The organism is Pseudomonas deceptionensis, assembly GCF_900106095.1.
In the GTDB taxonomy this organism is placed as follows: domain Bacteria; phylum Pseudomonadota; class Gammaproteobacteria; order Pseudomonadales; family Pseudomonadaceae; genus Aquipseudomonas; species Aquipseudomonas deceptionensis.
Genome location: NZ_FNUD01000002.1, coordinates 1,893,341 through 1,920,128, shown reverse-complemented (window position 1 = coordinate 1,920,128; position 26,788 = coordinate 1,893,341). Strand labels below are relative to the sequence as shown.

Genomic DNA, 26,788 nt, shown 5'->3' with positions numbered 1-26,788 from the left:
TTCAGTACTCCAACTCAGTCATGGGCTGCTGCAAGGGCTGCAAAACAGCACGCACCTGCTCGGCACTTTCAAGCCCCAGCACCCGCTGTGCCAAGGCCTGGCACTCGGTAAAGTCCAGCTCGCGCACCCGCGCCTTGATCGCCGGGATCAACGGCACGCTCACCGACAACTCATCAACCCCCAGGCCCAGCAACACCGGCACCGCCAGCGTCTCGGAGGCCAATGCGCCGCATACCCCGACCCATTTGCCATGGGCGTGGGCCGCCTTGACCGTGGTGGCAATCAGGCGCAGTACCGCCGGGTGCAAGCTGTCGGCCTGGCTGGCCAGTCGCGGGTGGTCGCGGTCCATGGCCAGGGTGTACTGGGTCAGGTCGTTGGTGCCGATCGAGAAAAAATCGACCTCAGGCGCGAACAGGTCCGCCATCAACGCCGCCGCCGGGACTTCAATCATGATCCCCAGTTTGGGCAGTTGTTTGAGCCCCATTAACTGCGCCTGCTCTTCGAGCAACTGACGGGCCATGCGCAACTCGGACAGCTGACTGACCATCGGCAACATGATGTGCAGGCGGGCCATATCGGCGCTGGCCAGAATCGCGCGCAACTGCTCACGCAGCAGTTGCGGACGCTCCAGGCACAGACGAATCCCGCGCATCCCCAAAAACGGGTTGGTCTCGTGCTCCATCGGCACGTAGGCCAGCGGTTTGTCGCCGCCCACGTCCAGAGTGCGCACCACCAGATTGTGCTCAGCCCCTACTGCGCGGGCGATGGCGCTGTAAGTCGCGACCTGCTCGTCGTGACTGGGAGCGTTGCTGCGCTCCAGATACAAGAACTCGGACCGCAACAGCCCCACCCCTTCAGCCCCCAGCGTCATGGCCTCCTCGGCTTCGGCCAGGGACGCAATATTGGCGCTGACTTCGATACGCTGCCCGTCACGGGTACAGGCCGCCAGGCCTGCCTGTTGCAGGTCACGGTGCCGGCGCTCGTGCTGTCGGGCTCGCTGAAGATCGAGTTGCTTGATGCGCTCCGGGGCCGGTTGCAGGTGCAATTGCCCCGCGTCGGCATCGAGCAGTACCGGCGTGCCGTTGGCCAGCGCCAGCACTTGCGGTGACATCCCGCAGATCGCCGGCAAGCCCAGTGCCCGGGCCAGAATCGCCACATGGCTGGTGGCGCCGCCGCCAACGGTGGCAAAGCCTGCCACCTTGCGGGTATCCAGCGCGGCGGTCTGGGACGGTGTCAGTTGTTCGGCAATCAAGATCGCATGATCGGGCAACTCCAGTGCGTTGTCCGGCATCCCGAGCATCAGCTTGAGCACCCGCTGGCCGACGTCTTCAAGGTCCAGCGCACGCTCGGCCAACAAGCGGCTGCCCAGGCCCTTGAACAGCTGCGAGGTTGCCTGCGTGGCGCTTTGCCAGGCGAAGGCTGCGCTCTTGCCCTGTTCGATCAGCTCAAACGCCTGCTCCAGCAGGCCCGGGTCTTCCAGTAATTCCTGATGCGCCTTGAAGATCTCACGCTGGGCCGTGCCCGACGCTTTGTCGCACAAGGTCTGCAACCCGACGCTAGCGTCGGCCAGGCTCTGCTGCAACCGGGCGCGCTCACGGCCCGAGTCCGCCGCAAACTCGGCAACTTCAAGCGTGCTTTCGATCATCTGCACCACCTGGCCGAATGCCGAACCCGAGGATGCACACACCCCGTGCAGCACATCGGTTGCGACCTCTGCCGGCACCACCAAGGGTGGCGACTCAACCACCGGCGCACTGCCGCCTTCGCCACACCCCGAGGCCAACAACCCGGACAGAGCCTCAAGCGCCTGCCTCGCATCCGGGCCGGCCGCACTGAGGTGCACACTGTCACCGTGCACCGTCTGCAAGGCCATGATCGCCACCAGCGACTTGGCATTGGCGCTGCTCTGCGCCGTGTGCAGGTGAATCGTCGCCGCAAAGCCTTTCGCGGCCTGAGCCAGCACGGCTGCCGGACGGGCGTGCAGGCCGTTGGGGTTGGGCAACCGTTGCGGCGCTGAAAGCTGCGCGGCGCCGGTTTGATCCTCTGTCACGGCCCCGGTTTCAGCCAGCTGCAAACGCAGCAACGGCTGACCGCTCTCAACCAGATCACTGCCCGGCACCAAGGGGGCGAAGCTTTCGCCACTGACCACCAGCATCAGGGTCAGCAGGCTGCGGGCATGCAGGGCGATGTAGTCTGCGTCGAACTCAATCAACGCCTGCCCCGCCGCCACCCGCTGCCCCGTTTCGACCAACGGCGTGAAGCCCTTGCCCCCCAGGTTCACCGTATCCAGCCCGACATGCAGCAACACCTGCACCCCGTTGTCGCCGGTGATGCTGATGGCGTGCCCGGTGTGTTGCAGGTTGCTGATCACCCCGGCCAACGGCGCGCACAGCACCTGGGAAGTGGGGTCAATGCACAGACCGTCGCCAATCAGACGGCTGGAAAACACCGGGTCCGGGACCTGATCAAGCGCCAGCAGCACACCGGCCAGCGGCGCCAGCAGTTCCAGTTGTTGGGATGTGACCATGACTTCACCTGCAATTGATTCGGTTAAATGCCGATGGAGCGCGAGCCCCGACAGCTCGCTTACTTCCACCAGTACTCGACTTGCAAACCTGCGTTCGAACCATGCCGCGCCGAGCCGAATGCCCCGCTGTCGGAGAGCGCCGACCCGGCATCAAACTCATTGGCCGCACGCTGTGCCGCGGCGTTCCAGCTGGCATAGGTGTAATAAAGACGCACTTCAGGGCGCGTCCAGAAGCCCGGCCCCTTGGGTGACCAGGTCGGCGCGAAAGTGAACTTGCTCAACTTGCGCGTACCGTCAGCAGCCTTGACCTGATCGTGGCCCAGTTCGGTGACCAGCTTGAACTGCTCGCTGATCGCGTAGGTCGGGCGCACGCCCAGGGAGAGCCATTCCTGATTGCCGCCATCAGGACGAAAATCCTTCTGATACACGGCCTCGATCTGCCCGCCGAAACGCGGCGTCACTTGCCAGTCAAAGAATTCGACGATCCGGTAGCGCTTGCTGCTGTTATCGAGTTTGAAGTTACCGGTGTAGCCCAGCCCGGTACCCGAGCCCTCACCGTATTGCAGGGCCAGTTTGTTCTTGCCGCCCAAAAACTCGCTTTGCACATGCTGCGCCGTAATGGCCCAACCACTGTGGGCATCGGTGCGCTCGGGCTTGTCGAGGTAGCTCAGACCAAACTCCAGCTGACCACCGGGGTTGGTATTGAAACCGGCCACGTTGAAGTCGTGACGGTTCACGTAGTTTTCCTGATAGAGGTTGTCCTTGCGCGACAGGGCGTAGCTGTATTTCAAGCCCCCGATCAGCACGTCCTCGATCCCGGCACCGGTCGCGCTCTGGTTCCAGTAGTAGAAGTCGGAAATATGGATGTCGTTACGCTTGTAGTAACGACGGCCGGCCCACACCGAACCGCCGTTCAGGGCTGGCAGGTTCGACCACTGGGCATACAGCTGCGGCAGACGGGCCGCACCGTTGTCGCCCTGGAAGGTCAGCTCGCGATTGTACTGGTTGTACAGCGAAGCCATGCCGTCGACGCTCAACACCGAGCCATCGTCGAAGCTGTACACATCCTGGCGCAGCTCCAGCTCGGCGTATTGCTCGCACTCGTTGCCCAGCCGGTATTTGGACTCGGCACCGGGCAACTGGAAGCACGATTGCTTACCGCCATTGAGCGAGTTGCCCACGCCACTGCGCATGTATCCGGAGAATTCCAGAGCCTGAGCCGAAAGCGGTGCGATCAAGCAGGCACATGCGGCCAAAATGCCGCGATTGATTACTGTATTCATAAACGACCTTTTTATTTTTATTGTGGGAAGGCGGTGTGCATTCAGCTTTTGAGGTGCAAGGCGAATGACTCATAAGGGCGCAAGACAATCCTGTTACTGCGCACCGGGCAGTCGTCGTAGTTGCTGATCAGCAGCCTTTGGCTCATGGCCTCGGTGATCACGTCTTGCCCCAGTTCGATCTCGCACGGTGTGCCGTAAAAGTTGTTGATCACCAGCAGAGCCTCGCCTTCGCCCTGGCGCAGATACGCCCAGACTTGCGGGTGCTCAGGCAGCAATTGCCGGTATTCACCGTCACTCAACAACGGCTCTTCGCGACGCAAGGCAATCAGGCGCCGGTAGTAATGAAGCACTGACGCCGGATCATCCAGTTGGTCTTCAACGTTGATGAACTCAGCGTTTTCAGGGATGCCAATCCACGGCTCGACGCTGCTGAAACCGGCATTGGGCTGATGATTCCATTGCATCGGCGTGCGGCTGTTGTCCCGCGACTTTTGCTTGATCGCCGCCATGCATTCGTCGTGCGGCACACCCGCTTCGCGCTTGAGGCGATAGATGTTCAGGGTTTCTACATCGCGGTACTGCTCGATGCGCTCAAACCCGGGGTTGGTCATGCCGATTTCTTCGCCCTGGTACACATAGGGCGTGCCTTGCAGGCAGTGCAGCGCGGTGGCCAGCATCTTGGCCGACACGACGCGGTGCTCACCGTCATCGCCAAAACGCGAAACCACGCGCGGCTGATCGTGGTTACACCAGAACAAGGCGTTCCAGCCGCCCCCCGCCTGCATGCCCACTTGCCAGTCCGACAAGATGCGTTTGAGCTCAAGAAAGTCGAAATCAGCCCGCACCCACTTCTGCATGTTCGGGTAATCGACTTTCAGGTGATGAAAGTTGAAGGTCATCGACAGCTCTTGGCTGTCCGGCCGCGAATAACGGATGCAGTGTTCAAGGCTGGTGGACGACATCTCGCCGACACTGACCAGATCGTGCCCGGCGAACACTTCGCGGTGCATCTCTTGCAGGTACTCATGCACGTGAGGGCCGTCGGTGTAAAAGCGGCGGCCGTCACTGCTGTCTTGCGGGAAGTGGGCGGGTTTGGAGATGAGGTTGATCACGTCCAGACGGAAGCCGCCCACGCCCTTGTCCCGCCAAAAACACATCAGTTTGTACACCTCGGCCCGCACGGAGGGGTTGTCCCAATTGAGGTCCGCCTGGGTGTGGTCAAACAGGTGCAGGTAGTACTGACCGGTTTGCGCCTCGTACTCCCAGGCCGTACCACCAAACTTGGATTCCCAGTTGTTCGGCTGGTCGCGCCAGATGTAGAAGTCGCGGTACGGGTTGTCGAGGCTGCTGCGCGCCTGCTGGAACCACTCGTGCTCGACGGAGGTGTGATTGACCACGATATCGAGCATCAGCTTGATGCCACGGGCGCTCGCCTCGCGGATCAACAGCTCGCAATCGGCCATGCTGCCGTAGCTCGGGTCGATGGCGTAGTAGTCGCTGATGTCATAGCCGTTGTCACGCTGGGGGGAACGCAGGAACGGCGTCAGCCACAGGTAATCAACACCCAGCCATTGCAGGTAGTCGAGCTTGTCGACCACCCCCAGCAAGTCGCCCGTGGCGTTGCCGGCGTGACTGTGAAAACTTTTTGGGTAGATCTGGTAGATCACCGAGCGCTGCCAGTCTTGCATGAGGTGTTCCTTGCTGGGTCTTTGTAGCCGCTGCCGCAGGCTGCGATAAGCGCCGCATGACCTTTAATCAAGGCGGGCCTGCTGCGCAGTCCATCGCAGCCTTCGGCAGCGGCTACAGGAAAAGTTTATTCAAGCGACGCGATAACCGGGACGGATGATTTTCAGGCTCAGGGCACAGGTCAGGACAAACGGCACGACAATGGCCACCAGCATGCCGATCACAAACATCGGGATGTACTGCGGGATGATCGAGATAAAGCCCGGCAAGCCGCCAACCCCGATCGCCGAGGCCTGGACCTTGTTCAGCGACAGGAAGATGCTACCCAGCGCCGAGCCGATCAGCGCCGCATAGAACGGAAATTTGTAGCGCAGGTTGATCCCGAACATGGCCGGCTCGGTGATGCCGAAGTAGGCGGAAACGGCTGAGGTAGACGCCATGCTGCGTTCGCGCACATTGCGGCTCATGTAGAACACGCCAAGCGCGGCGCTGCCCTGGGCCAGGTTGGACATGACAATCATCGGCCAGATAAACGTGCCGCCATGGTTGGCAATCAGTTGCAAGTCGACGGCGAGAAACATGTGGTGCATGCCGGTAATTACCAGCGGTGCGTACAGCAGGCCGAAAATCATCCCGCCCAGTACCGGTGCCAGATCAAACAGCAGGACCACGCCTTCGGTAATCAAGATGCCCAGGTGACGGGTCACCGGGCCAATGATTGCCAGCGCCAGCACCCCGGTAATGACGATGGTGGTAATCGGCACCACCAGCAACTGGATGGCATTGGGCACCCGCGCCCGCAGCCATTTTTCGATCACGCTCATGACGTAGGCGGCCATCAGGATCGGCAGGATTTGCCCCTGATAACCCACCTTCTCGATCTGGAACACACCCAGGATGTCGAAGTACGGCAGGCTCTGCCCGTCCAGCCCGGCGACCGCCTTGCCGTAGTTCCAGGCATTGAGCAGATCGGGGTGAACCAGCATCAGGCCCAGCACGATGCCGAGAATCTCGCTGCCACCAAAACGCTTGGCCGCCGACCAGCCGACCAGCGCCGGGAGGAACACAAACGAGGTGTTGGCCATCAGGTTGATCAGGCTCCATACACCGTCCAGTGACGGGTAGGCATCGAGCAGGGTTTTATCGGCAATGAACATGCCTTTGGCGCCGAGCAGGTTGTTAACCCCCATCAGCAGGCCGGCAATGATCAGCGCGGGCAGGATGGGCATGAACACATCCGAGAACACCCGCACCAGACGCTGCATGGCGTTGGCCTTGTCGGCGCCCTTTTGCTTGACGTCGGCGATGGTGGCAGCGGCCAGACCGGTCTGCTCGCGCAAGGCGGCATAGACCTTTTCGACTTCGCCGGGGCCGATCACCACCTGGTACAGGCCGCCCGTAAAGAAGGAGCCCTTGACCAGATCGATCTGGTTAAGCGTGGCGCTGTCCACCAGGCCCGGGTCTTTGAGTGCAATGCGCAAACGCGTGACGCAATGCGCTGCCTGCTCAACGTTTTCGGCACCACCGAGGCTTTGCAGCAACTCGCTGGCGATAAGGGAATAGTCGTGGCTCATGCGTTGTCTTCCGCTTGAATTTTTATTATGGAGCGTCGTTTTGGCAGCACGCCGAAACGAAAAATACTCGTCTGTACGAGTTAAAGCAACAACTGGTACAGACGAGTTTGGTTTTTTTATCTGCCGCCCTGCCGCCAGTACTTGCGCTGCCTACCCCCTGCCCTTAAGGTTCGGGCCCAGAGCCCCAACGGCATAGAGCCCTCGCCATGACTAAATACAATCAGATCTACACCGATCTGCTTGCCAGCATCACCACTGAACGCCTGGCCCGCGGCGCACGCCTGCCGTCCGAAGCAGAGCTGATGGCCAGTTACGCGGCCAGCCGAGGCACCGTGCGCAAGGCCATAGAGCAACTGCAAGAGCGTGGCTTTGCGCAAAAAATTCATGGCAAAGGTACCTTTGTACTGTCCTCCAGCCCGATTGAGTTCCAGCTCGGCGGCATTGTCAGCTTCCAGGAAACCTACCCGCGACTGGGGGATAACGTCAGAACGGACGTGGTCGAGTTCACCCGGTTCCCGCTCGAAGGTGCATTGTGCGAGAAGTTCGACGTTGAGCCCGGCAGCCTGATAACCCGTATCAAACGCGTGCGCCACATTGATGGCAAGCGGGTGATCCTGGACATCAACCACTTCGTCAGCGATTTGATACCCGGCCTGGACGAGGGCATTGCCCAGCACTCGATTTATGCCTACATCGAGCAAACCCTGAACCTTCAGATCAGCTACGCCCAACGCACCATCGAAGCGGTGCCACGCAGCAAGGACGACCAGCAGCATCTTGACCTGGACGGCCAAAGCCATGTGATCGTGGTGAGCAACCAGACGTTTTTGCAGGACGGACGCCAGTTCGAGTACACCGAGTCGCGGCATACGCTGGACAAGTTTTACTTTTCGGATGTGGCGCGGCGTTAGAGTCAAAAGCACCCTCACCCCAACCCTCTCCCAGAGGGAGCCGGCTTGTGACGCTGCACAGATCTGTTTTTGCCTTTAGTCCCCTCTCCCTCCGGGAGAGGGTTAGGGTGAGGGGCTCTTGATCCTGCTAAACATCACTTCGCCGCATACTTCGAACCACGCGGGGCATCAAGCTGGGCCTGCAACATCAGCCACTCGCGCTGAATAATCGAATAAGGGATAAAGATGCTCACCCTCTGCGCGCCTTTCAAGCCGGACTGAGTGATCACATCGTTCAGCGTGGTCGAGTAGAACCCTTGATTGATACCCACAACGCTGCCGTCACTGGCGATGACCGGCCCGCCCGACATCCCCTTGACCAACGGGGCATCGTGGATGGCATACAGATCGCCGCTGTGTTCTTCGATATTCCTGAAAGGTGTTTGATACACCTTGCCCTTGCCCGTGGTGGTCACAAGGTAGGGGCTCACGCCCACAGCCGTGATGCTCTCGCCCACCCGCGGAGCACGCCATGTCGGGTGGTGACCGTTGGCTTTGTGCTTGATGAAGACCAGATCACAGTGAGTGCTGCAGCTGTAAATGACATTGGGAATGAACGGCGTGTGCCGGGTCGTGACGGCGTAATCCTCATTCCATTGCACGGCCGAGGCCATGTACATAAACGGAACGGGAAAGCCTGAAAAGACCGTAAAGTACGAGTCATTAACAGGCCCCGACAGGTCGGGCTTCACGAATCCATTGCATCCTGCAGTGACAACTCCTACTAACAAGAAGGCCATGATCTTGATCATGATAAATCACCGACTTATAGGAAGAATGCAACTGGCTGTTATTGTCAGTATTTTGACAGCACAGAGAATAGCGCTCCTAACTGCCTGTTTTATTGGGTCGCTGTATTACTTATGGCTGACAATTTAATAACGCGTATGAATCAATCGAACTAAGCTCAATTGCTTTTTGAACAACGAAGAAGTTCAAATAATTGGCGCCGGAAATATGCTGAAAAACGAGGTCGTCAGGCAGAAAGTGCTATGAGGAGTTGGATTGCTTCGAGCACCTTTACAGCGGCTATAAAAATGGACCGCCACAAAAAGGGCGGTCAACACGATCAATGGATTAATTGGGCTTTACTTGCAGGCTGGCCGGGTCTGCGGCTACCCGTCAACGCCCTGCGCGGTCAGTTTGCGGCAGTATCTTTATTTGCAACGCCAATAGTTTTGCGTTCACCGGTTGCGCTGACTTCGTACACATTCATGTTCCATGTGTCGGCGATCACCGTTTCAACCAGATAATTCTTCTTGGCTTGCGGCGTGAATTGCTGCACTACAGGCTGCTCCTTGTCGAACGGCGTAGGCATGGGAATACCGTTAAAGGTGAACGGTTTGTCCTTGACCACCCCTTGCACATACACCGGTTTGTCGACCTCGACCAGCTTACTGATGCTGTCAGTACCACCGGCTATTTTCTTCAGATACGCCGGTATGCGCTTGAAGTAAGCAGAGTCATAAACCCGATCACCCGCGCTCTCAAACCCGGCATTGGCATATCCGTACATGTAACTGACAGGACGATCTCCCTCGCCGCCTATGGTACGGAAAGTCACCGTGGCTTGATGGTCATTCATGGCCAGTGGAACGACAGGCTCTGAAGTAAGATCACCCGCCTGGCGGCTGCTGCAGCCGGTCATGACAAGCGCGAAAGTGATTGCTAATGGAAACGCCAAAGAAGTTTTCATTCGATCCCTGAACAGTCTAAAGAAGGACTGTGTAGAGGCATTTGCAGCGCGAAAGTTCCCTGTATGCTGCCAGCGCTACCAGGGCGTAGAGCCATCTGCCGATGCAAACCATTAGGAGGAACGCCATGCTCACGAAGAGCCTGTTGCTGAGTTTTTGCGCTGTGCTATTGATTGGTTGCACGGGAAGGGGCTTTCAACCGCCGCCAGGGAACTACACGCAATGGTACAAAAAGGGGGTAACCCAATCGGGCGTCGACAACGCCATGCGTGCTTGCGGGTATACCAATCTTGATGGCGTGGGCGATACCTCGCCGATTGATGTTGTGCTGACGCGGTTCTACTGCATGAAAGATGCAGGGTTCAAGCGCAGGGATAGTCTCGACCTGTGCAAGCAAGGACGCATCGGCGAATCACCGGTGTGTGAAGGCCGCCGGTAATACATTTTGTCCAAGCCAAACAATCAGGGAAGACGCCATGTTTACCAGGAACCTGCTGTTGAGTTTTTGCGTTGTGTTACTGATCGGCTGCACGGGTAGAGGCTTTCAACCGCCGCCGCCGGACTTCACCCACTGGCAAAAAAGCGGGGTCTCGGTCGAGGGCGTCAAGAGTGCCATGCTCGCGTGCGGGTATCCCAATGTCGCGGGCATAGGCAACGGCTCAATCGATGCGGAACTGGAGCACTTCTATTGCATGAAAGATGCAGGCTTCAGGCGCAAGGACAATATGGACCTGTGCAAGCAAGGCCGCGTTGGCGAGTCACCCGTGTGCGAAGGCCGCCGGTAACCCGTCAGCCAACGGATTGCCAGACCCAAAAAGCCAAAAGCCCGCAATTACGCGGGCTCCAGGGTATTTATTGCTGCTTGGTGCCGGTCAGTGCCGGACGTCCAATCATTCCCACTCGAACATAAACAATCTTAAAAAACCAATATAAATCATATCTTTATTTTGATCATCTCTGCTGATACCACGAAAAACACCATCGACGAAAACCAGTTTTCACGAGCACTGCATCATTCATGCGATGTGGTGATCGGCTGGGGAATTGACCCGTCTGCCAATACCGCATTGATCCTATATTGACTCAAGATCCAATACCGGGAAGTACTCGCAGACCAGGAGTCACGGTCAGTGAAATGTTGGTAAATGGACCAATGCTTCATAAGCTGAAAAACGCTCGCCTATGGGAATGATTGAACGTGCTGGACGGCAATCAAACAGTGCATAACCGCTATGAGGATGGCGGGGCCGCTTGCAAGCCCTTCAAGAGCAACTCACCCTACGGCGTCTCACACTTATCCGAGTCAACCCATAAGGAAGAACGCGATGTTCACGAGGAGCCTATTGCTGAGTTTTTGCGCTGTGTTACTGGTTGGCTGCACGGGAAGGGGCTTTCAACCGCCGGCTCCGGATTACACAAAATGGTACAAGGAGGGCGTATCGCAGACCGGGATCATTGCTGCGATGCGTGCGTGCGGATATACCAATGTTGATGGCGCGGGAGACAGGTCGCCAATCGATGTGAGGTTACTGAACTTCTATTGCATGAAAGACGCAGGCTACAAACGCAAAGATAACTTGGACATGTGCAAGCTCGGTCGTATTGGCGAATCGCCGGTGTGCGACGGCCGCCGTTAATCCATCACCAAAAGGACACAGGGAATGAACAATCTACGCAACGGACTGTATGGCACAGCATTGGTGTTGGCTGCAGTGTGCCAAGACCATGACCTTCGTGCCTCGGCCTGGCGTGGACTACATGGTGCAGGCCACCATGTCGGCGGACTGTTCGTTCCAGCTGGATGAATTGGAGGCGGGCGGCAAGCAGTGGGCGATGGTCCAACCGCAGCCAGCAGGGAAGGTGTCGATGTGCAACGCGATTGATAACTTCTAGCCGGAAATCTGCGCGGGTTGAAGGTTGCGCGTAAAGTTCTTCAAAACACACGCCAACACCATAGGGGAGATGGGCAAACAGTTATTGCTGACATCTGCGCTGCTAAGCGTTCTCGATACCATGCCAGCATTCCTTATCCGGGACATGGTATCGATAGAGCTTTCTCACATACGCACAACGCGCGCCATTAACAACGCCATTGATCACGTAGTAAACATCACTATCAACTCTTATTTTTTACAATAAAATCAGATAGTTGCGAACCAACCTCACTCCCACTCAATCGTTGCCGGCGGCTTGCTCGACACGTCATACGTCACGCGGGAGATGCCTTCGATTTCGTTGATGATGCGACCGCTGACGGTTTCAAGCAGCTCGTAAGGCAGGTGCGCCCAGCGTGCGGTCATGAAGTCGATGGTTTCTACGGCACGCAGGGCAACAACCCAGGCGTAACGACGGCCATCGCCTACAACGCCAACCGACTTGACCGGCTGGAACACTACGAATGCCTGGCTGACCTTGTGGTACCAGTCGGCCTTGCGCAGCTCTTCGATGAAGATGTGGTCAGCACGACGCAGGATGTCGGCGTATTCCTTCTTCACTTCACCCAGGATGCGCACACCCAGGCCCGGGCCCGGGAACGGGTGACGGTAGACCATGTCGTACGGCAGGCCGAGTTCCAGGCCCAGACGGCGGACTTCGTCCTTGAACAGCTCGCGCAGGGGTTCAACCAGCTTGAGGTTCATTTCGTCCGGCAGGCCGCCCACGTTGTGGTGCGACTTGATGACGTGAGCCTTGCCGCTCTTGGCGCCAGCCGACTCGATCACGTCCGGGTAGATGGTGCCCTGGGCCAGGTACTTGATGTTGTCCAGCTTGCAGGATTCGGCATCGAACACGTCGATGAAGGTACGGCCGATGATCTTGCGCTTTTTCTCCGGGTCGCTTTCGCCAGCCAGGTTGCCGAGGAACTGCTCGGCAGCGTTGGCGCGGATCACTTTGACGCCCATGTTCTCGGCGAACATGGCCATCACTTGCTCACCTTCGTGCAGGCGCAGCAGGCCGTTGTCCACGAATACGCAGGTCAGCTGATCGCCGATTGCCTTGTGCAGCAACGCTGCAACCACCGAGGAGTCAACGCCGCCGGACAGGCCCAGCAGAACGTTGTCGGTGCCTACCTGGGCACGGATGTTGGCGATTGCGTCTTCAGCGATTTTCGACGGTGTCCACAGGGCTTCGCAGCCGCAGATGTCGAGGATAAAGCGCGACAGGATGCGGCCGCCCTGCTTGGTGTGGGTCACTTCCGGGTGGAACTGCACGCCGTAGTAGCCGCGCTCGTCGCTGAACATGCCAGCAATCGGGCAGCTTGGAGTGCTGGCCAGAACGTGGAAGTCGGATGGCATTTTGGTGACCTTGTCACCGTGGCTCATCCACACGTCCAGACCGAACAGGCCGTCAGCGTCGATATGGTCTTCGATGCCGTCCAGCAGACGGCTTTTGCCGACCACGTCTACGCGGGCATAACCGAACTCACGCAGCTCGGAACCTTCAACCTTGCCGCCCAGCTGTTCAGCCATGGTCTGCATGCCGTAGCAGATACCGAAAACCGGTACGCCCAGGTCAAATACAGCTTGAGGCGCGCGCGGGCTGCCAGCTTCGTGCACGGATTCCGGACCACCGGCAAGGATGATGCCTTTAGGTGCGAATTCGCGGATCGCTGCGTCGTCCATGTCGAACGGGTGCAGTTCGCAGTAAACGCCGATTTCGCGAACGCGGCGGGCGATCAGCTGGGTGTACTGGGAACCGAAGTCGAGGATCAGAATGCGGTGAGCGTGAATGTCGAGGGCCATGACAAAATCTCGATTAATTTCAGAAACAACACGGGGCTGAATCAAACAGCCCCGGTGACTTAATTCGTATCGCCCCCAGGTTTTGGCCTGGGGGCGACCACTATCAACTTACGCGATAGTTTGGTGCTTCCTTGGTGATCTGCACGTCGTGGACGTGGGATTCAGCCATGCCGGCACCGGTGATGCGGACAAACTCAGGCTTGGTGCGCATTTGTTCGATGTCGGCACAGCCGGTGTAACCCATCGAAGAACGCAGACCGCCCATCAGTTGGTGCACGATTGCAGTCAGCGAGCCTTTGTATGCCACGCGACCTTCGATGCCTTCCGGTACCAGCTTCTCGGCACCCGCGGAGGAGTCCTGGAAGTAGCGGTCAGAAGAACCCTGGGATTGCGACATCGCACCCAGCGAACCCATGCCGCGGTAGGCCTTGTACGAACGGCCCTGGTACAGCTCGATTTCGCCCGGTGCTTCTTCAGTACCGGCAAACATCGAACCCATCATCACGCAGGAAGCACCGGCAACGATGGCCTTGGACAGGTCACCCGAAAAACGGATGCCGCCGTCGGCAATCAACGGAACGCCAGTGCCTTCAAGCGCAGCGGCAACATTGGCAATCGCGCTGATTTGCGGAACGCCAACACCGGCAACGATACGGGTGGTGCAGATCGAGCCTGGGCCGATACCGACTTTAACGGCGTCAGCGCCAGCTTCAGCCAGTGCCAATGCAGCAGCGCCAGTGGCGATGTTGCCGCCAATGACCTGAACTTCAGGGAAGTTCTGCTTGACCCAACGTACGCGATCGATCACGCCTTTGGAGTGACCGTGAGCGGTATCGACAACTACCACGTCAACGCCGGCAGCCACGAGGGCGGCTACGCGATCAGCGGTGTCCTTGCCGGTACCGACCGCAGCGCCTACGCGCAGACGACCTTGATCGTCCTTGCTGGCCAGCGGGTAAGCCTTGGCTTTTTCGATGTCGTTAACGGTCATCATGCCTTTGAGGGCAAATTTGTCGTCAACGATCAGCACACGCTCGATGCGGTGCTTGTGCAACAGCTCGCGGGCTACGTTCTTGTCGGAGCCTTCCTTGACAGTGACCAAACGCTCTTTGGGCGTCATCACGTCACGAACGGTAGCTTCCAGACGGTTTTCAAAACGCACGTCACGGGACGTCACGATGCCGACCAGGTCGCCATTGTGCAGTACGGGTACGCCGGAGATGTTGTGCTGGCGGGTCAGTTCAAGCAGTTCACGTACCGTGGCATCAGCCTCGATGGTGATGGGCTCTTTGACCACACCGGCTTCGAAACGCTTGACCTTGCGAACTTCGTGAGCTTGCTGCTCGATGGTCATGTTCTTGTGGATGATACCGATACCGCCTTCCTGAGCCATGGCGATTGCCAGACGGGCTTCAGTTACGGTGTCCATTGCGGCGGAAACCAGCGGAATATTCAGTTCAATGCCACGGGTCAAACGAGTCTTTAGGCTGACTTCGTTCGGGAGAACCTCGGAATAACCGGGGACGAGAAGGATGTCATCGAATGTGAGTGCTTCTTGGCTGATACGCAGCATCGCTGGGGCTCCCGAGCGGGAAAATGGAAGCGCGCCATTGTACTCAAAACACCTGCATCTCTCAACGTAAACCTTTAGAGAGTTTTGCGCTAAGGCCCATGATTTATTGACCCATAGGGCAGGAACTGTCCTTTGTCGCCGCTGCCGAAGGCTGCAACGGGTTGCACAGCAGCCTCACCCCTTTGAAGGTCCTTCGGACCTTATCGCAGCCTTCGCCAGCGGCTACAGGTTTACAGTTCGACCTGCACCCACGCCACCGGCTGATCAAGCCAGTCGGCGAACTCGTCGAGAAAGCTCTGTTTAAAGCCCGCCTCAGCCCAGTTATTGAAAATAAAGCCCAGGTTGGAAAACCCGCAGGGCTGCAAAAACAGAAAGCCGTTGATGTCGTCTTCATGGGAGCACAACGGGCAGATGAAGTTGTCGGTGCGGCCCGGCATCCAGTCCTCCAGACTGTCGAACAGCGCTTCACCGACTTCCTTGCGGCACTCGGCACAGCCGGCTTCTTCAAGAAAGCCCTTGGACGGGGTGTAGATGCAGCGCTTGGTGATGATCTCCAGACCATTGACCGGCTGACCAAATGGCAGCGCCTCAGGGTGCAGCACCACCTCCCGCGCTCCCGGTGCGATGGCATACGCCATGCCGTTGCCCGTACGGCCACAGGTGGTCAGTTCTTCTTCAATGATGTTCTTGCGCACCAGCCAGCGCACGACCGCCCGGGCCCGGGGTTCGTGAACCGGCAAGGTGGAGATTTTAGGAACAATGATGCTTTGCGAGTTCATGGGTACGGCACGTGTGATGGGTACAGGTTTGCGCGCAGCATAAAGCCTCATTGCACGAGGTCAAGCGTGCCAACAGGTGCAGTCCTTTCAATCCACCCTTATGATGGCCCGCATGATTAAAGACCCCTTTGCAAGACTCAACCTCGACCGAGAAGTCCTGACCGTCAGCCAACTCAATGGCCGGGCGCGGGTGTTGCTCGAAGACGTGTTCAGCAACATCTGGGTCGAAGGCGAAATATCCAACCTCGCCCGCCCGGCGTCTGGCCACGTGTACTTCACCCTCAAGGACAGCGGTGCCCAGGTGCGTTGCGCGTTGTTTCGCAACAACGCGGCGCGGGTGCGTCAGGCACTGAAAGACGGCCTGGCGGTCAAGGTGCGCGGCAAAGTCTCGTTGTTTGAAGGCCGTGGCGATTACCAGCTGATTCTCGACACCGTGGAGCCCGCCGGCGATGGTGCGCTGCGCCTGGCCTTCGATGCGCTGAAAGAAAAGCTCAGCGCTGAAGGCCTGTTCAGCCCTGAACGCAAGGTCGCCCTGCCCGCTCACCCGCAACGCATCGGGATTATCAGCTCGCCCACGGGCGCGGTGATTCGCGACATTATCAGCGTGTTTCGCCGCCGGGCGCCGCACGTCGAACTGACCCTGATCCCCACCGCCGTACAAGGCCGAGAAGCCACGGCGCAGATTGTGCGGGCCCTCAAGCTTGCCGATGCCCGGGGTTTTGATGCGCTGATCCTGGCCCGGGGCGGCGGCTCGCTCGAAGACCTGTGGTGCTTCAACGAAGAAACCGTGGCCCGTGCCATTGATGCCTGCGTCACGCCAATCGTGAGTGCCGTGGGTCACGAAACCGATGTGTCCATCGCCGACTTCGTGGCTGACGTACGGGCGCCAACGCCGTCTGCTGCTGCGGAGTTGCTGGCACCGGACTCCAGCGACCTGCAACGCCGTATAGACAGCCTGCACCGCCGTCTGGTGATGCGCATTCGCGACCGCTTGATGCGCGACCGCCTGCGCCTGGATGGCCTGGCCCGTCGCTTGCGCCACCCCGGCGAGCGCCTGCGCCAGCAAGCCCAGCGCCTGGATGACCTGGACATGCGCATGCGCCGAGCGTTCGAGCGCAGCCTCAACACTCGCCGCGAACGCTTGATCCGCCTTGAAACCCGCCTGGCCGCCCAGCATCCGGGGCGCCAGCTGGCCATGTTGCGTCAGCGCCTGGACAGCCTGGCCGAGCGTTTGCCAAGAGCCATGCGCGAAGGCCTCAAAGGTCGTCGCCTGCAACTGCAAAGCCAGATGCAAACCCTGCATGTGGTCAGCCCGCTGGCGACCCTGGGGCGCGGCTACAGCATCTTGCTCGATGAACGCGGCAACGCCATTCGCAGCGCCGACCAAACCCGAAACGGCCAGCGCCTGAAGGCCAGACTGGGTGAAGGCGAACTGCAAGTACGCGTCGAGGACAACCACCTCACGCCCGTCACCCTTTCTTTACTGGATTAACTGATGTCGCGCTTTCTCTCTGCCGTATTGTTGCTCTGCCTGACCCTCAATGCTCACGCCGCCGACAGCTACATCACCCGCTTACTGAATAAACCGGTGCCGGGCGGGGTTGCCGTGATCGAGCTTGGCACCGGGGCACAGGCCCCCAAGGCAACCTATGACGGCAAACCGGTGCTGGTGATCAAGGAACAGGACACCTGGCGCGCCATTGTCGGTATCCCGCTGAGCGTAAAACCCGGCAGCCAGCACATCAGCAGCAACGGGCGCGACCTGGGCTTCACCGTGGGCAACAAGAATTACCCCGAACAGCGGATCACGCTCAAGAACCAGCGCCAGGTCAATCCCAACCCGGCGGACATCAAGCGCATCGACAACGAACTGGCGATCCAGATCAAGGCCTACCGCACCTTCAGCCCCAACACGCCAAGCAACCTGCTGCTGGACAAACCGGTCAACGGGCCGCTGTCGAGCAAGTTTGGTGTACGCCGGTTTTTCAATGGTGAAGAACGCAACCCCCACGCCGGCCTGGACTTCGCCGTCCCGGCGGGCACACCCATCAAGACCCCGGCTGCAGGCAAGGTGATCTTGATCGGCAATTATTTCTTCAACGGCAACACCGTGTTTGTCGACCACGGCCAGGGTTTTATCAGTATGTTCTGCCACATGTCGAAGATTGATACCAAAGTAGGCCAGCAACTGGCGCGCGGTGATGTGGTCGGCAAGGTTGGTTCAACCGGCCGCGCCACCGGCCCGCATATGCACTGGAACATCAGCCTGAATGATGCCCGTGTCGACCCGGCGATCTTTATCGGTGCCTTCAAGCCTTAACGTAAACGCGGCATCAACCACCCTTGCCTGCCCTGGCAGATCTGGTTTGGCATGCCGAGACGGCCAAACGAGTACGTGTTGGGGCCCAGCTTCAACACTTGGAGGTAGACGTCCTCCCCCGGCGTGCTCGTGAATGCCAGCGTCTTGTCATCACTGAGCGTATCTCCCTTCTTGTGCGTGATTTTGGTGATCCTGTTCTTCAGATAAGGCCCCGCCTGCACATACTTGAAATCCATAAAGCGATGAAAGTTGTGTACCACGGTTTGATTATTTTCCAGGAAATCCACTTTGCGGCCGCTGATCTGTGAGAAACCCAGGTTATTGCCATAAAAAAACTGACTGTATGAACCCAACGTGCGCTCGGCGGTTTGATCGGATGACGTTACCAACATCTCAAAATCCAGATGGCACTCCCATACCACTCGGTCAGCAGAGTAGAAGCAGGTCGCGACCAACCAAGGCAAAAGAATTAGCGTAACAAGCATTGCTCCCGGCGCACTCGACTTTGCAGCCATCATGATTCGGGCCCATCCACGACAAAATAAGAAATACACCCCGACACACTGATTTCTATCGGATCCCGGCATAAAAAATATCCATAAACGTCATCCCTTAACGCACCATTCAAATACACGTATGGGTAACTGGCCAACGCCGTGAATGCCGGAGGCTTCTCCTTCAACTTGAGCAAATGGGCATTAACGCGCTCCGGGTTAGCGCTTAACCCCGGCGCCGAAAATAAATGCACGCCGTGCTTCCCCGGTACCGGCAAGTAACTTAGTTCGATTGCCGATGACAGGGGCGTGCTCAACTTCATCGCTTGCCAGCCAAAGGCCAGGAGCATGTTGAACAGCAACAACCCGAACAGAGACAGATACTTGCGCCTGCTGTGCTTTTCGTCCGCAGGTACGGCACCCTGGACTCCCAACATGACCGATAACGGTTTGATATCGCGCCCGATGCTGCATTCAACCCCGGCCACAGGCTGCGTACAATCACCCAGCTTCTCAATTGACAAGGCATCGCTGACTTTGTAGCCAATGCGCGGCACAGTGACCACGTAATCGCAGTGCCCAACGGTGGATAAACAACGACGGATTTGCGCAATGGATTGGTTGACGCTATTGGTAGACACCTGCTGCCCATAGCGCTCCCACCCCGCATGCAACAGCTCCTTCTTGGTTACGATGGAGCCCTGAGCCTCAAGTAATGTCGAAAAACAACGACTGGCTGCCGCCCCGAGCATAACGGACTGAACAGCGTCACCCGCACCTGACACTTCATACAATTCATCATCAAATAACATTACGCCAGCTATCAAGTAACGGGCCATGGCATTACAGCCTTATAAAATGAGTCGACGGAGTGTAATGTTCCGCCATTTCAAATACCGAATTAAACAACACCCTACATCCATCACTTAGCGCTGCGACATGCATGATTGAACACAAACACCTTCTTGATCAATACGCTCACTCAACCAACACCTGCATCAAACCTGTTAATCCAGCGTTTGAATCCAGGTTGGACGTAGGAAATTTCGACACTTCGGTATTTAAAAAAACAGCTCAGCCATTAACAAACCATGTGAATTCCTACCCCCTTCAGTCTTGTTTTTATCGGGGTAATTCGCATAAAGAACGTCAGCGTCTGGCTTGGCACAAGCAGTAAGCAGGAAGTTGGGAGTAGGTAAAATCACCCATAACTTTCGCGACACGCTATGGCATTTTCTCAATGGCTCATGCTATTAAACGGAAATATTCATCGGGTATACCCGTTTAAATATCGGCATCAAAAATGATGGTTGCACCGCCTGTATAGGTAGTACCGGGGTGTTTGAGCATTGCTGCGGTCGTCACGCCGGGCACTACATAATGAAGCGTGGCCTTTCGAGAAAACTGGATGTGTTGCGTGCTGAACACCACTGCACTATTTTCCCCGCGCCCCAGAGGCACTCGATGGGCAGGCTGACCACCTGAATCAACCACGATACCGGCGGGCAACGTGAGTTGAATATCAACCCCCACGGCGGGTTGCTCGTGCGTTAACGGGCGAATGCCACAGGTGCCCTCCACGACGTATTGGCACTCGAGATAGACTTTAAACTTGCCGGAGCTGGAGACTTTAAAGTCATGGTTGGCGAACAAGGATGGCGGTAGTCGCCCGGTATTGAGCCATCCTTGCCAGCCACCTTCAGGCTGAAGTACTGCACGGCTTGCGCCTGGCGGGAACTCGACATTGAGCAAGTGGTTGACCGACAGCTTGAAGTTGAAGGTGATGTGATCATCGCTCGGCACCATGATGTCACCAAAGTCAAAATCCTGACCCGGGCCTATGCCATAGGTGATGCTGCCGGAGTAAGTGCCCATCTCCATGGCCAAAGGGTTTGGCGTACGCATCTCGTAACTGATGTTCATGTTGCGGTATATGAAAGGCGCCGGGATCTCCACTTTGGGCATTTTTACGCAGGCCGTGGTTGCGCTCTGCGGTACCTTCCAGAAGTAATCAAAAAAAAACGCATTGCCACTGCCGACACCGCCATAGGTGCAAGGGCTGGCCGCATATACCCAAGCCGATGGCCACAAGTGACCATGCCAGGTGCCGCTGCTTAAAATATAGCGCCCGCCGAAACCCGAGATCCGCCATTGCACTTGAGAACTCTCACCGGTTTGATCATTGGTAATGGTCACCGTGCGAAAGCCCGACGGGATTAAAAAGTAAGCCGCTTTTCGTTTGTCTGCCAGCGCCTCGTCCGGGTCAAGCCCCTTTGACGCATCGAAATCAACCGGGAAGTTAATACTCGAAAAGCTAAGGTTTTCACATTGACCTGGCAGAATCTGGCAATAGCCCGACACCGGCGTTGTATTAACAAATTTATTATGTGAAGGGTCTGCGGGGTTTGGCACAAACACCGCCGTAATCTCCTGCTCTGCTGCATTCAACGGTTGAACGCTCAACAGGCCTTGCGCGCACAAAAAGATCAGACCTGCCAAAAAAAAACCTGACCACTCAAAAAAAATAAATAGCCGCACGATGTGCCTACCCCGATAGTGAATTTTATACATCATCACGTCGTTGCGCTGAAACAGCCGCAACGACCTTTATATAGAGTGAACCGCTAAGTCGAGGCATCAAATATAATCGTGACCACCCCCCTGTAGGTACTGCCCGGGTTTTCAACCATGAGCGCCGTCACCTCAGGTTTTATTTCATACTGCATGCTGGCACCGCGAGATAACTGGACCCCGTCAATTTCGAAACTCACCGCATTGTGTATGCCCTGCCCCAAGGGAACTTTGATCGCTGCTCGCCTGCCTGGATTTAACGTAATACCGGCCGGAAAACTCACCGTTGTATCCACCGCCACCTGGGTATTATTCGTGGCTGATTCGGCGTAAATACCGCAGTCCGTGCCGATCGAATATTGACAGTCCAGGTACATTTTGAAGTTGCTTGAGGACGATAATTTAAAATCCTGAAACGCACTCAAACCAGGGGGTTTGCGCCCTGAGTTGAGCCAACCCTGCCACCCCTCTCTGGGCTGTAATACCGCGCGCTCGGAACCCGGTGCAAAGTCCACCGTCAACGCACTGTTCACCACAAAACTGAAATCAAGGGCGATCTGGCTGTCTGATGGGAGCATCAGTTGGCCGAAATCAAAATCCTGTCCTGGCCCGACGCTGTAAAGGGTGCTGGCTGTATATTCGCCAGGTTCCATGTCCAGCGGCTTGGGCATTATGAATTCAAACGCGGTTTCAACCTTGTTATAAATAAAGGGCCCCGGTATTTCGTACAGTGCCTTTTTAGTGCAGGTATCGCCGGCGCCATATTGCCAATGAAACTCATGGATCTTAGGGACCAAATACCACAACCTTGCCGAATAACAGGGCGCGACGGACTCATTCCACATCCCCCCTTGCCAGAGCAACCCATGCCCGTGGTTGGGGGCCGACGGACCGCCCGGCGACAGTTCGTACGCTGGCTGGGTTAACACGTATCGAGCCCCTATTGCCGATGCTCGAACCTTTAACTCAGCCTGTGAGCCGGTTTTAGTGTTGATCAACATCACGCTGCGCCAACTCAGGGGGATCTTGAAGTAGGCCCCTTGCCTGGGGTCACTCGCGTTGGCGGCAACGTCAATGCCCGTTGATGACTCAAAAACAACGGGCAACTGCATACCCAGTGCCCCGCGACAATCACCAGGCTGCTTGCATTTACCTTCACCAGGCGTGCGCATGACGAAGGAATTGTTCGTTGGGTTATTTGGATCCGGGGTATACACCGCCTCAAATGTTTTTTCATAGGCCGACGTCGATAACGCGTAGCACATCAATAGCAGTGCTGCTTTGCACCGCATATAACCTTGAGCGTTAAAAAGAAATAACATCCGCATAATAATTACTCCGTTAACAATAATGACTCACACTCTCCTTGTGCGCCGTGTATCCACCGCTATTAAACAGGGCACGCGCATTCACGTTACTTATCCACTCACGCCCCTTTAGCGACACCCACCGAAGTTGGGTTGCAAACAATATCGGCCACCAGCAGCACATTGTTTTCACGCTTATGTTTGGTCGGTTCCAGAAGCACACTGCACGCTGGCTGCCCACGATGATTTACTTCAAGGCTGGGTGACGCTTCGCTCATTTCCAGAACAAAGAACCCGTCTGCCTCTGTGACACCGGTGCTGGCATGATTTTGAATATGTGCGCCCGCCATGGGACGGCCCTGGGGATCGACAATACGCCCCAGCACCGACAGGGTTTTGAGGACACGCACTTTTTGATAGATCACGCCGCCTTTATTGAGGTGGTAGCGCGTCTGTGGAGGTTGTATCGACGCGGCGTGGGCATCACTGCCATTGAAATCGAAGTGCACCGTGCCACTTTTATAAGCACCCACCGGCACTATATTTCGCCCGGCTTTAAGCGCTGCGCCATAACTGCCGTCCATATCGTCGGCGCGCAATACCAGGTTGTCGATGTCTGAATCCAGATCGACGATCATTGCCCCGTCGCCCCCATAAAAATTACCGCTGGCAGCCACAGTCCCTGCGCCGACGGCCACGGTGCTGCTGAGGTTCAAGCCACCGCTGATCTCTCCGTTATAAGAAGAGCGCTGTGCATAGGCGTCGCCGTTAAGCACTCGGGTTTCAAATTGTGTGGCGCCGCTCAAGCCCGCGCCGTAACTGTCGGCCGTCAGGCTGGTGGAAAAACCTTTGAGAAAATCACCGTCCAGGACCTTGTTGTAACCCAATGAACCATTGAGCTCACGCTCGCCATCACGGGAGGTGCGGCTGCCGATACTGGCCGAGAGACTGCCCCCGGGCTTGCCCAGCGCCAGGTTGATGCTCAGGTCGATCCCGCGATTGCGCTGGCTCCCGGTGCTGATGCTCGCGGGGCGGTCAAACAAAGAGACCTGCCAGTTCACATCGCTACCAAACAGCGTGCTCCTGCGTAACCAGCTCAGATCCACCCCAGTGCCGTTGGTGTTGCCGCTACTGTGGCTGACCCGGCCGGTGAGGCTGCTGGTCAGGCTCAGGCGCTGGGTAACCGACAACGCTGAATTTTGAGTACGGCCGTTGAAGCGGTTTTTTGGGCGAACTGCGACGGTGTCCAGGTAGTTAATGTCATTGCGGGTATCAAGCCAGGAGCGCGAGTGGGAAAACATCGCGCTGCCGCCTTGATACTGATAGCGGACCTGAACGTCCATTCCCGTGCCGTAGTCAGACGTTTGATACACGTTGCTGTAGAGGCTGATCTTGTCTGACAGGCTCCAGTCTATTGAACTGCCGTATTGCATTTTTTGCGCAACACGTTGGGCGTCAGCCCCCAGAATGACTCGGGGATGCACCAGGTAATTGACCAGAGCTCCGTAGGTCAAACCCTGATCATATTGAACGTCATCGCCCCAGTTATTGAACAATTGACGTCGTTTGCCACCGAACACGCTGTAGCGCCAGGGTTGATCGGCATTGCGCCAGTTATTGGGCTTGTAGATCACCTCTTCGGTCGTGGAGGTGACTTGTCCATCCTCGATCAAACGCACCTGCACGGCGTAAATGCCACCGGGCAAGCGCCGGGTGTCCAGTGTCTGTAAACCACTGGTAACGGCCTGGCTATAAATCAGCACACCGTCGCGATACACCTCGACAAGGCCCTGACGGCTGGGCGTGACATACACGGGGTAGGTGCTGGGGCTTGTGCTGTTCACGGCCAGGCTGTCGCTGGTCCCGTACATAAAGCCGAGGGTGGTATCAGGGCTGGCGCCAAAATTACGCGGTCGTCGATACACCCCTAGCGCATCCGGAGTGAAATACCCCAGACGCAGATAATTACCGGCAAACTCGCGCTGGCCGTAGAGCTGGTTCAGAGAGTGATAAGTGGGAGAGTCGGGCTGGCCAGTACGCGCCAGCTCGGCCGAGGCCACTTGTGACCAGTTGCCGATGCTGCTGCTGGCCTGCACGTTATAACGCGCCGCCGTGCTGGATTCGGAGCCACCACCACGGGCAATGTTCAATTGATTTTGCAGAATCAGACCGGCACTGCCGCCTTCGGGCAGGCTGTGGTATTGAGCCGCTGCGCCTTGTTGCTCGGCGTCATCGGTCAAAATCGAAAGCTGTGAGTCTTGCAGGTTGTAGTGCAAGGCCACCAAACCATTTGCACAATTTTCAGTACAACTGCCCAGCGCAACAGGCTTGGCCAACTGCCCCAGCCATTGGGCACGCTCTGCCTCAGGCAATGCGCTTTGTTGTGTATCGGTAAAACTCAACAATCGAATGGTTTCATCACGACCGAGGATCACCAGGGCATCGCCCAGCAATTGGGTGTTTACATCAATACGCACGGCCAAGGGCACATCGAAGAAGTGTTCCTGAAAACCATCAGGTAAAGACTCTGCCTGACTGAGTACACCTAACGTGGACGATGGATTAACCTCAGCGTTAACGCTGGCCGATACAATGATCGCCCCGCAAACAATCAGGGCATGGCCCATGAAAGAGTTCAATAGTTATTATCCAGACAAACTGACATCGTTTATGTAAACCCCCTATAACTCTACTTTCCAGGCAGCCGAGTACACCGATCGAAGTTCGACCACCCGAAAAGAGAGTCTTACAACTCAGGCATTACTAAAACGGCTTAAGGCGTGACAGGTGCTACAGCATCGAACGTCATGTTTACGATGCCGCTGTATTCACCCGGCGTAAATTCACTGCCTGTATCAACGGCGGCAATCGTCAGGTCAACGCGTTTACCGGCAGCCGCCTCAGTGGCGCTGATAAACTCCTTGCTGGTGTTATTAAGTGCCATGTTATTAAAGCTCACTTCAAGCGGAACCATTTGTTCGCCGCTGGACAGATAAGCCCCGTCTGCATCGGTAATGCGTGCGGCAATGGCACCCGAGCTGTTTTTGACGTCAAAGGCTCTGCGCAGAGAGCTCAACTTGCCAGGCCCCGTAGCACTGGGCGTCCACTCCATACGTTGCGCCACACCGATCCAGCCGGTTTGTGCCGGAACAACGTAAAACGAAGTTGATGGGATACTGGCAACCAACTGAACTTGTACTTCGATCGGGTCGGCAGCAGACACTTGAGTAGCGCCCAGGGCGGCAAACAAGGCAAGGGCCAATGGGCTAACAGTAGCGATAAAAGTGCGTTGCATTTTTTACATCCTTTTTCAGGTTTATAGTCAAGGGGTGATACATCATTTATGGGCAATTGACATTCAAACGCGGGTAAACGATACCTTGCGTTCAGCCTTGCCTTCTTGAAGCACAAAGCTATGAAGCTTGTTGTGTTCTTTAGAAAACGTATACGTTTTACCGGGCAATACGTAGTGCTGAGCAATGGTCGAGCAGTCCGTTGTTTTATCAACATGGCAACTTTTAACAAAGTCCAGAGCAATCACACTATTGCCTGCGTTATAGACGCTGTAGGTGTCTTTTTCATCTTTAAGTTGCGTGTCGAACTTGACCGTGTCCGGCCTGACAAACATGAGCGTGCCGAACCCCGTCAACAGGGTTACTTGCGCAGCCAGGTCTTTGCTGTAGGTCTGCTGATCATCGGCACTCTGGTCAAACGTGTCGGCACTGGATGGCAACACCGGAATAAAGCGAACGCGGTAATACCGCTCATGGTCACGGCCACCCATAAACAACAGGCGGGTAGACTGCATGCCATTGGCGGGAATAATCATCCGGGCGGGGCTGGCCAGCAGCGTGTTCTGCTCGGCCAGCGGTGCATCAGAAAGCGTTTTTGGCGGTTGCTCGACGGGCTGGCCCTGGGCGTCGTAGATGATTTCCTGAACCACCACCTTCACGAATGCGGTACTGGTTCCAGAGTTGTATATACGCTTGAGAACAGCGCTTTTACCGTCATCCAGAAAGCCGAACATCGGCCCCGGGTTGATGGCCGGCGAGGCGATTGCCGGCGCAGTCAAACCCAAACCGCAACCCATCATCAGAAAGAGGTAGCTATAAATTCGCATGGTAATACTCGGCTGCTGATAACTGTTCGATACAGAGCGTGTGACGCTGCTGTGGAAGCGGAATCAAGTATTACGGGGATTGGAGTGATGAAGTGAAAACGCTCATCAATGCTCATGCCTAAGCACCGAAACATAAGGCTTTTCATAGGTTTTCACGGTTTTTGATACTG

General features: G+C 56.9%; 23 protein-coding genes. 7 read left to right on the top strand and 16 right to left on the bottom strand.

Annotated elements, in window-relative coordinates:
* Window position 1: 1 nt before the first annotated feature.
* The 4 genes from ptsP to treP form a co-directional block, all read right to left on the bottom strand.
* Window positions 2–2,527, bottom strand: a complete 2,526-nt coding sequence (gene ptsP, locus BLW11_RS08780; RefSeq protein WP_048359079.1) for a phosphoenolpyruvate--protein phosphotransferase — start codon at window positions 2,525–2,527, stop codon at window positions 2–4.
* 59 nt (window positions 2,528–2,586) lie between these two features.
* Window positions 2,587–3,810, bottom strand: a complete 1,224-nt coding sequence (locus tag BLW11_RS08775; RefSeq protein ID WP_048359080.1) for a maltoporin — start codon at window positions 3,808–3,810, stop codon at window positions 2,587–2,589.
* Window positions 3,811–3,851: 41 nt separating this feature from the next.
* Entirely contained in the window at window positions 3,852–5,498 is a 1,647-nt protein-coding gene (gene treC / locus BLW11_RS08770) for an alpha,alpha-phosphotrehalase (protein ID WP_048359081.1), read from the bottom strand.
* Window positions 5,499–5,627: 129 nt separating this feature from the next.
* Complete coding sequence (gene treP, locus BLW11_RS08765; RefSeq protein WP_048359082.1) at window positions 5,628–7,070, bottom strand: PTS system trehalose-specific EIIBC component; 1,443 nt, start codon at window positions 7,068–7,070, stop codon at window positions 5,628–5,630.
* Between the two features lie 206 nt (window positions 7,071–7,276).
* Between treP and treR the strand changes: the two genes are divergently transcribed.
* Complete coding sequence (gene treR, locus BLW11_RS08760) at window positions 7,277–7,981, top strand: trehalose operon repressor (protein WP_048359083.1); 705 nt, start codon at window positions 7,277–7,279, stop codon at window positions 7,979–7,981.
* 134 nt (window positions 7,982–8,115) lie between these two features.
* Here treR and BLW11_RS08755 read toward each other — a convergent pair whose 3' ends face one another.
* Window positions 8,116–8,772, bottom strand: coding sequence for a S1 family peptidase (locus BLW11_RS08755; RefSeq protein ID WP_048359084.1), 657 nt, complete (start codon window positions 8,770–8,772; stop codon window positions 8,116–8,118).
* A gap of 386 nt (window positions 8,773–9,158) precedes the next feature.
* Window positions 9,159–9,716 (bottom strand): hypothetical protein, encoded by a 558-nt coding sequence (locus tag BLW11_RS08750; RefSeq protein WP_048359085.1) that lies wholly within the window; start codon window positions 9,714–9,716, stop codon window positions 9,159–9,161.
* Between the two features lie 125 nt (window positions 9,717–9,841).
* Here BLW11_RS08750 and BLW11_RS08745 point away from each other — a divergent pair, with 125 nt between their 5' ends.
* The 4 genes from BLW11_RS08745 to BLW11_RS08730 all read left to right on the top strand — a co-directional run bounded on the left by BLW11_RS08745 (window position 9,842) and on the right by BLW11_RS08730 (window position 11,607).
* Window positions 9,842–10,153 carry a hypothetical protein gene (locus BLW11_RS08745; protein WP_048359086.1) on the top strand — a complete coding sequence of 104 codons (312 nt, stop codon included), beginning with the start codon at window positions 9,842–9,844 and terminating at the stop codon, window positions 10,151–10,153.
* Window positions 10,154–10,190: 37 nt separating this feature from the next.
* A complete protein-coding gene (locus BLW11_RS08740) occupies window positions 10,191–10,499 on the top strand; it encodes a hypothetical protein (protein ID WP_048359087.1) in 309 nt (102 codons plus the stop codon).
* 540 nt (window positions 10,500–11,039) lie between these two features.
* Window positions 11,040–11,351: a hypothetical protein gene (locus BLW11_RS24060; RefSeq protein WP_010655636.1), complete on the top strand. Its 312-nt coding sequence runs from the start codon at window positions 11,040–11,042 to the stop codon at window positions 11,349–11,351.
* 88 nt (window positions 11,352–11,439) lie between these two features.
* Window positions 11,440–11,607 carry a hypothetical protein gene (locus tag BLW11_RS08730; protein WP_232286833.1) on the top strand — a complete coding sequence of 56 codons (168 nt, stop codon included), beginning with the start codon at window positions 11,440–11,442 and terminating at the stop codon, window positions 11,605–11,607.
* A gap of 269 nt (window positions 11,608–11,876) precedes the next feature.
* Here the strand turns inward: BLW11_RS08730 and guaA are convergent, their stop codons facing one another.
* The 3 genes from guaA to BLW11_RS08710 form a co-directional block, all read right to left on the bottom strand.
* Entirely contained in the window at window positions 11,877–13,454 is a 1,578-nt protein-coding gene (guaA, locus tag BLW11_RS08720) for a glutamine-hydrolyzing GMP synthase (protein ID WP_048359089.1), read from the bottom strand.
* A 103-nt stretch (window positions 13,455–13,557) separates the two neighbouring features.
* Window positions 13,558–15,027, bottom strand: coding sequence for an IMP dehydrogenase (gene guaB / locus BLW11_RS08715; protein ID WP_048359090.1), 1,470 nt, complete (start codon window positions 15,025–15,027; stop codon window positions 13,558–13,560).
* A 230-nt stretch (window positions 15,028–15,257) separates the two neighbouring features.
* Window positions 15,258–15,806: a hypothetical protein gene (locus tag BLW11_RS08710; protein WP_048359529.1), complete on the bottom strand. Its 549-nt coding sequence runs from the start codon at window positions 15,804–15,806 to the stop codon at window positions 15,258–15,260.
* Window positions 15,807–15,918: 112 nt separating this feature from the next.
* Here BLW11_RS08710 and xseA point away from each other — a divergent pair, with 112 nt between their 5' ends.
* Entirely contained in the window at window positions 15,919–17,298 is a 1,380-nt protein-coding gene (gene xseA / locus BLW11_RS08705) for an exodeoxyribonuclease VII large subunit (RefSeq protein WP_048359530.1), read from the top strand.
* 3 nt (window positions 17,299–17,301) lie between these two features.
* Window positions 17,302–18,126, top strand: coding sequence for a peptidoglycan DD-metalloendopeptidase family protein (locus BLW11_RS08700; RefSeq protein ID WP_048359091.1), 825 nt, complete (start codon window positions 17,302–17,304; stop codon window positions 18,124–18,126).
* On the opposite strand, the gene BLW11_RS08695 is transcribed toward BLW11_RS08700, so the two are convergent.
* From BLW11_RS08695 to BLW11_RS08665, 7 genes are all read right to left on the bottom strand, one after another.
* Complete coding sequence (locus BLW11_RS08695; protein ID WP_048359092.1) at window positions 18,123–18,644, bottom strand: hypothetical protein; 522 nt, start codon at window positions 18,642–18,644, stop codon at window positions 18,123–18,125. The two genes, BLW11_RS08700 and BLW11_RS08695, sit on opposite strands and share 4 nt — an antisense overlap.
* Window positions 18,641–19,459, bottom strand: a complete 819-nt coding sequence (locus tag BLW11_RS08690; protein ID WP_048359093.1) for a winged helix-turn-helix domain-containing protein — start codon at window positions 19,457–19,459, stop codon at window positions 18,641–18,643. Before BLW11_RS08690 ends, BLW11_RS08695 begins: the two co-directional genes overlap by 4 nt.
* A gap of 445 nt (window positions 19,460–19,904) precedes the next feature.
* On the bottom strand, window positions 19,905–21,191 hold the full coding sequence (locus BLW11_RS08685; RefSeq protein ID WP_139272532.1) for a hypothetical protein: 1,287 nt from the start codon (window positions 21,189–21,191) through the stop codon (window positions 19,905–19,907).
* Window positions 21,192–21,244: 53 nt separating this feature from the next.
* The gene (locus tag BLW11_RS08680) at window positions 21,245–22,519 is read right to left on the bottom strand and encodes a hypothetical protein (RefSeq protein ID WP_048359094.1); all 1,275 of its coding nucleotides are present in this window, start codon (window positions 22,517–22,519) and stop codon (window positions 21,245–21,247) included.
* Between the two features lie 98 nt (window positions 22,520–22,617).
* Window positions 22,618–25,125 (bottom strand): TcfC E-set like domain-containing protein, encoded by a 2,508-nt coding sequence (locus BLW11_RS08675; protein ID WP_048359095.1) that lies wholly within the window; start codon window positions 25,123–25,125, stop codon window positions 22,618–22,620.
* Window positions 25,126–25,271: 146 nt separating this feature from the next.
* Complete coding sequence (locus BLW11_RS08670; protein ID WP_048359096.1) at window positions 25,272–25,793, bottom strand: CS1 type fimbrial major subunit; 522 nt, start codon at window positions 25,791–25,793, stop codon at window positions 25,272–25,274.
* 63 nt (window positions 25,794–25,856) lie between these two features.
* Window positions 25,857–26,618, bottom strand: coding sequence for a hypothetical protein (locus BLW11_RS08665; protein ID WP_048359097.1), 762 nt, complete (start codon window positions 26,616–26,618; stop codon window positions 25,857–25,859).
* Between the last annotated feature and the right edge of the window lie 170 nt (window positions 26,619–26,788).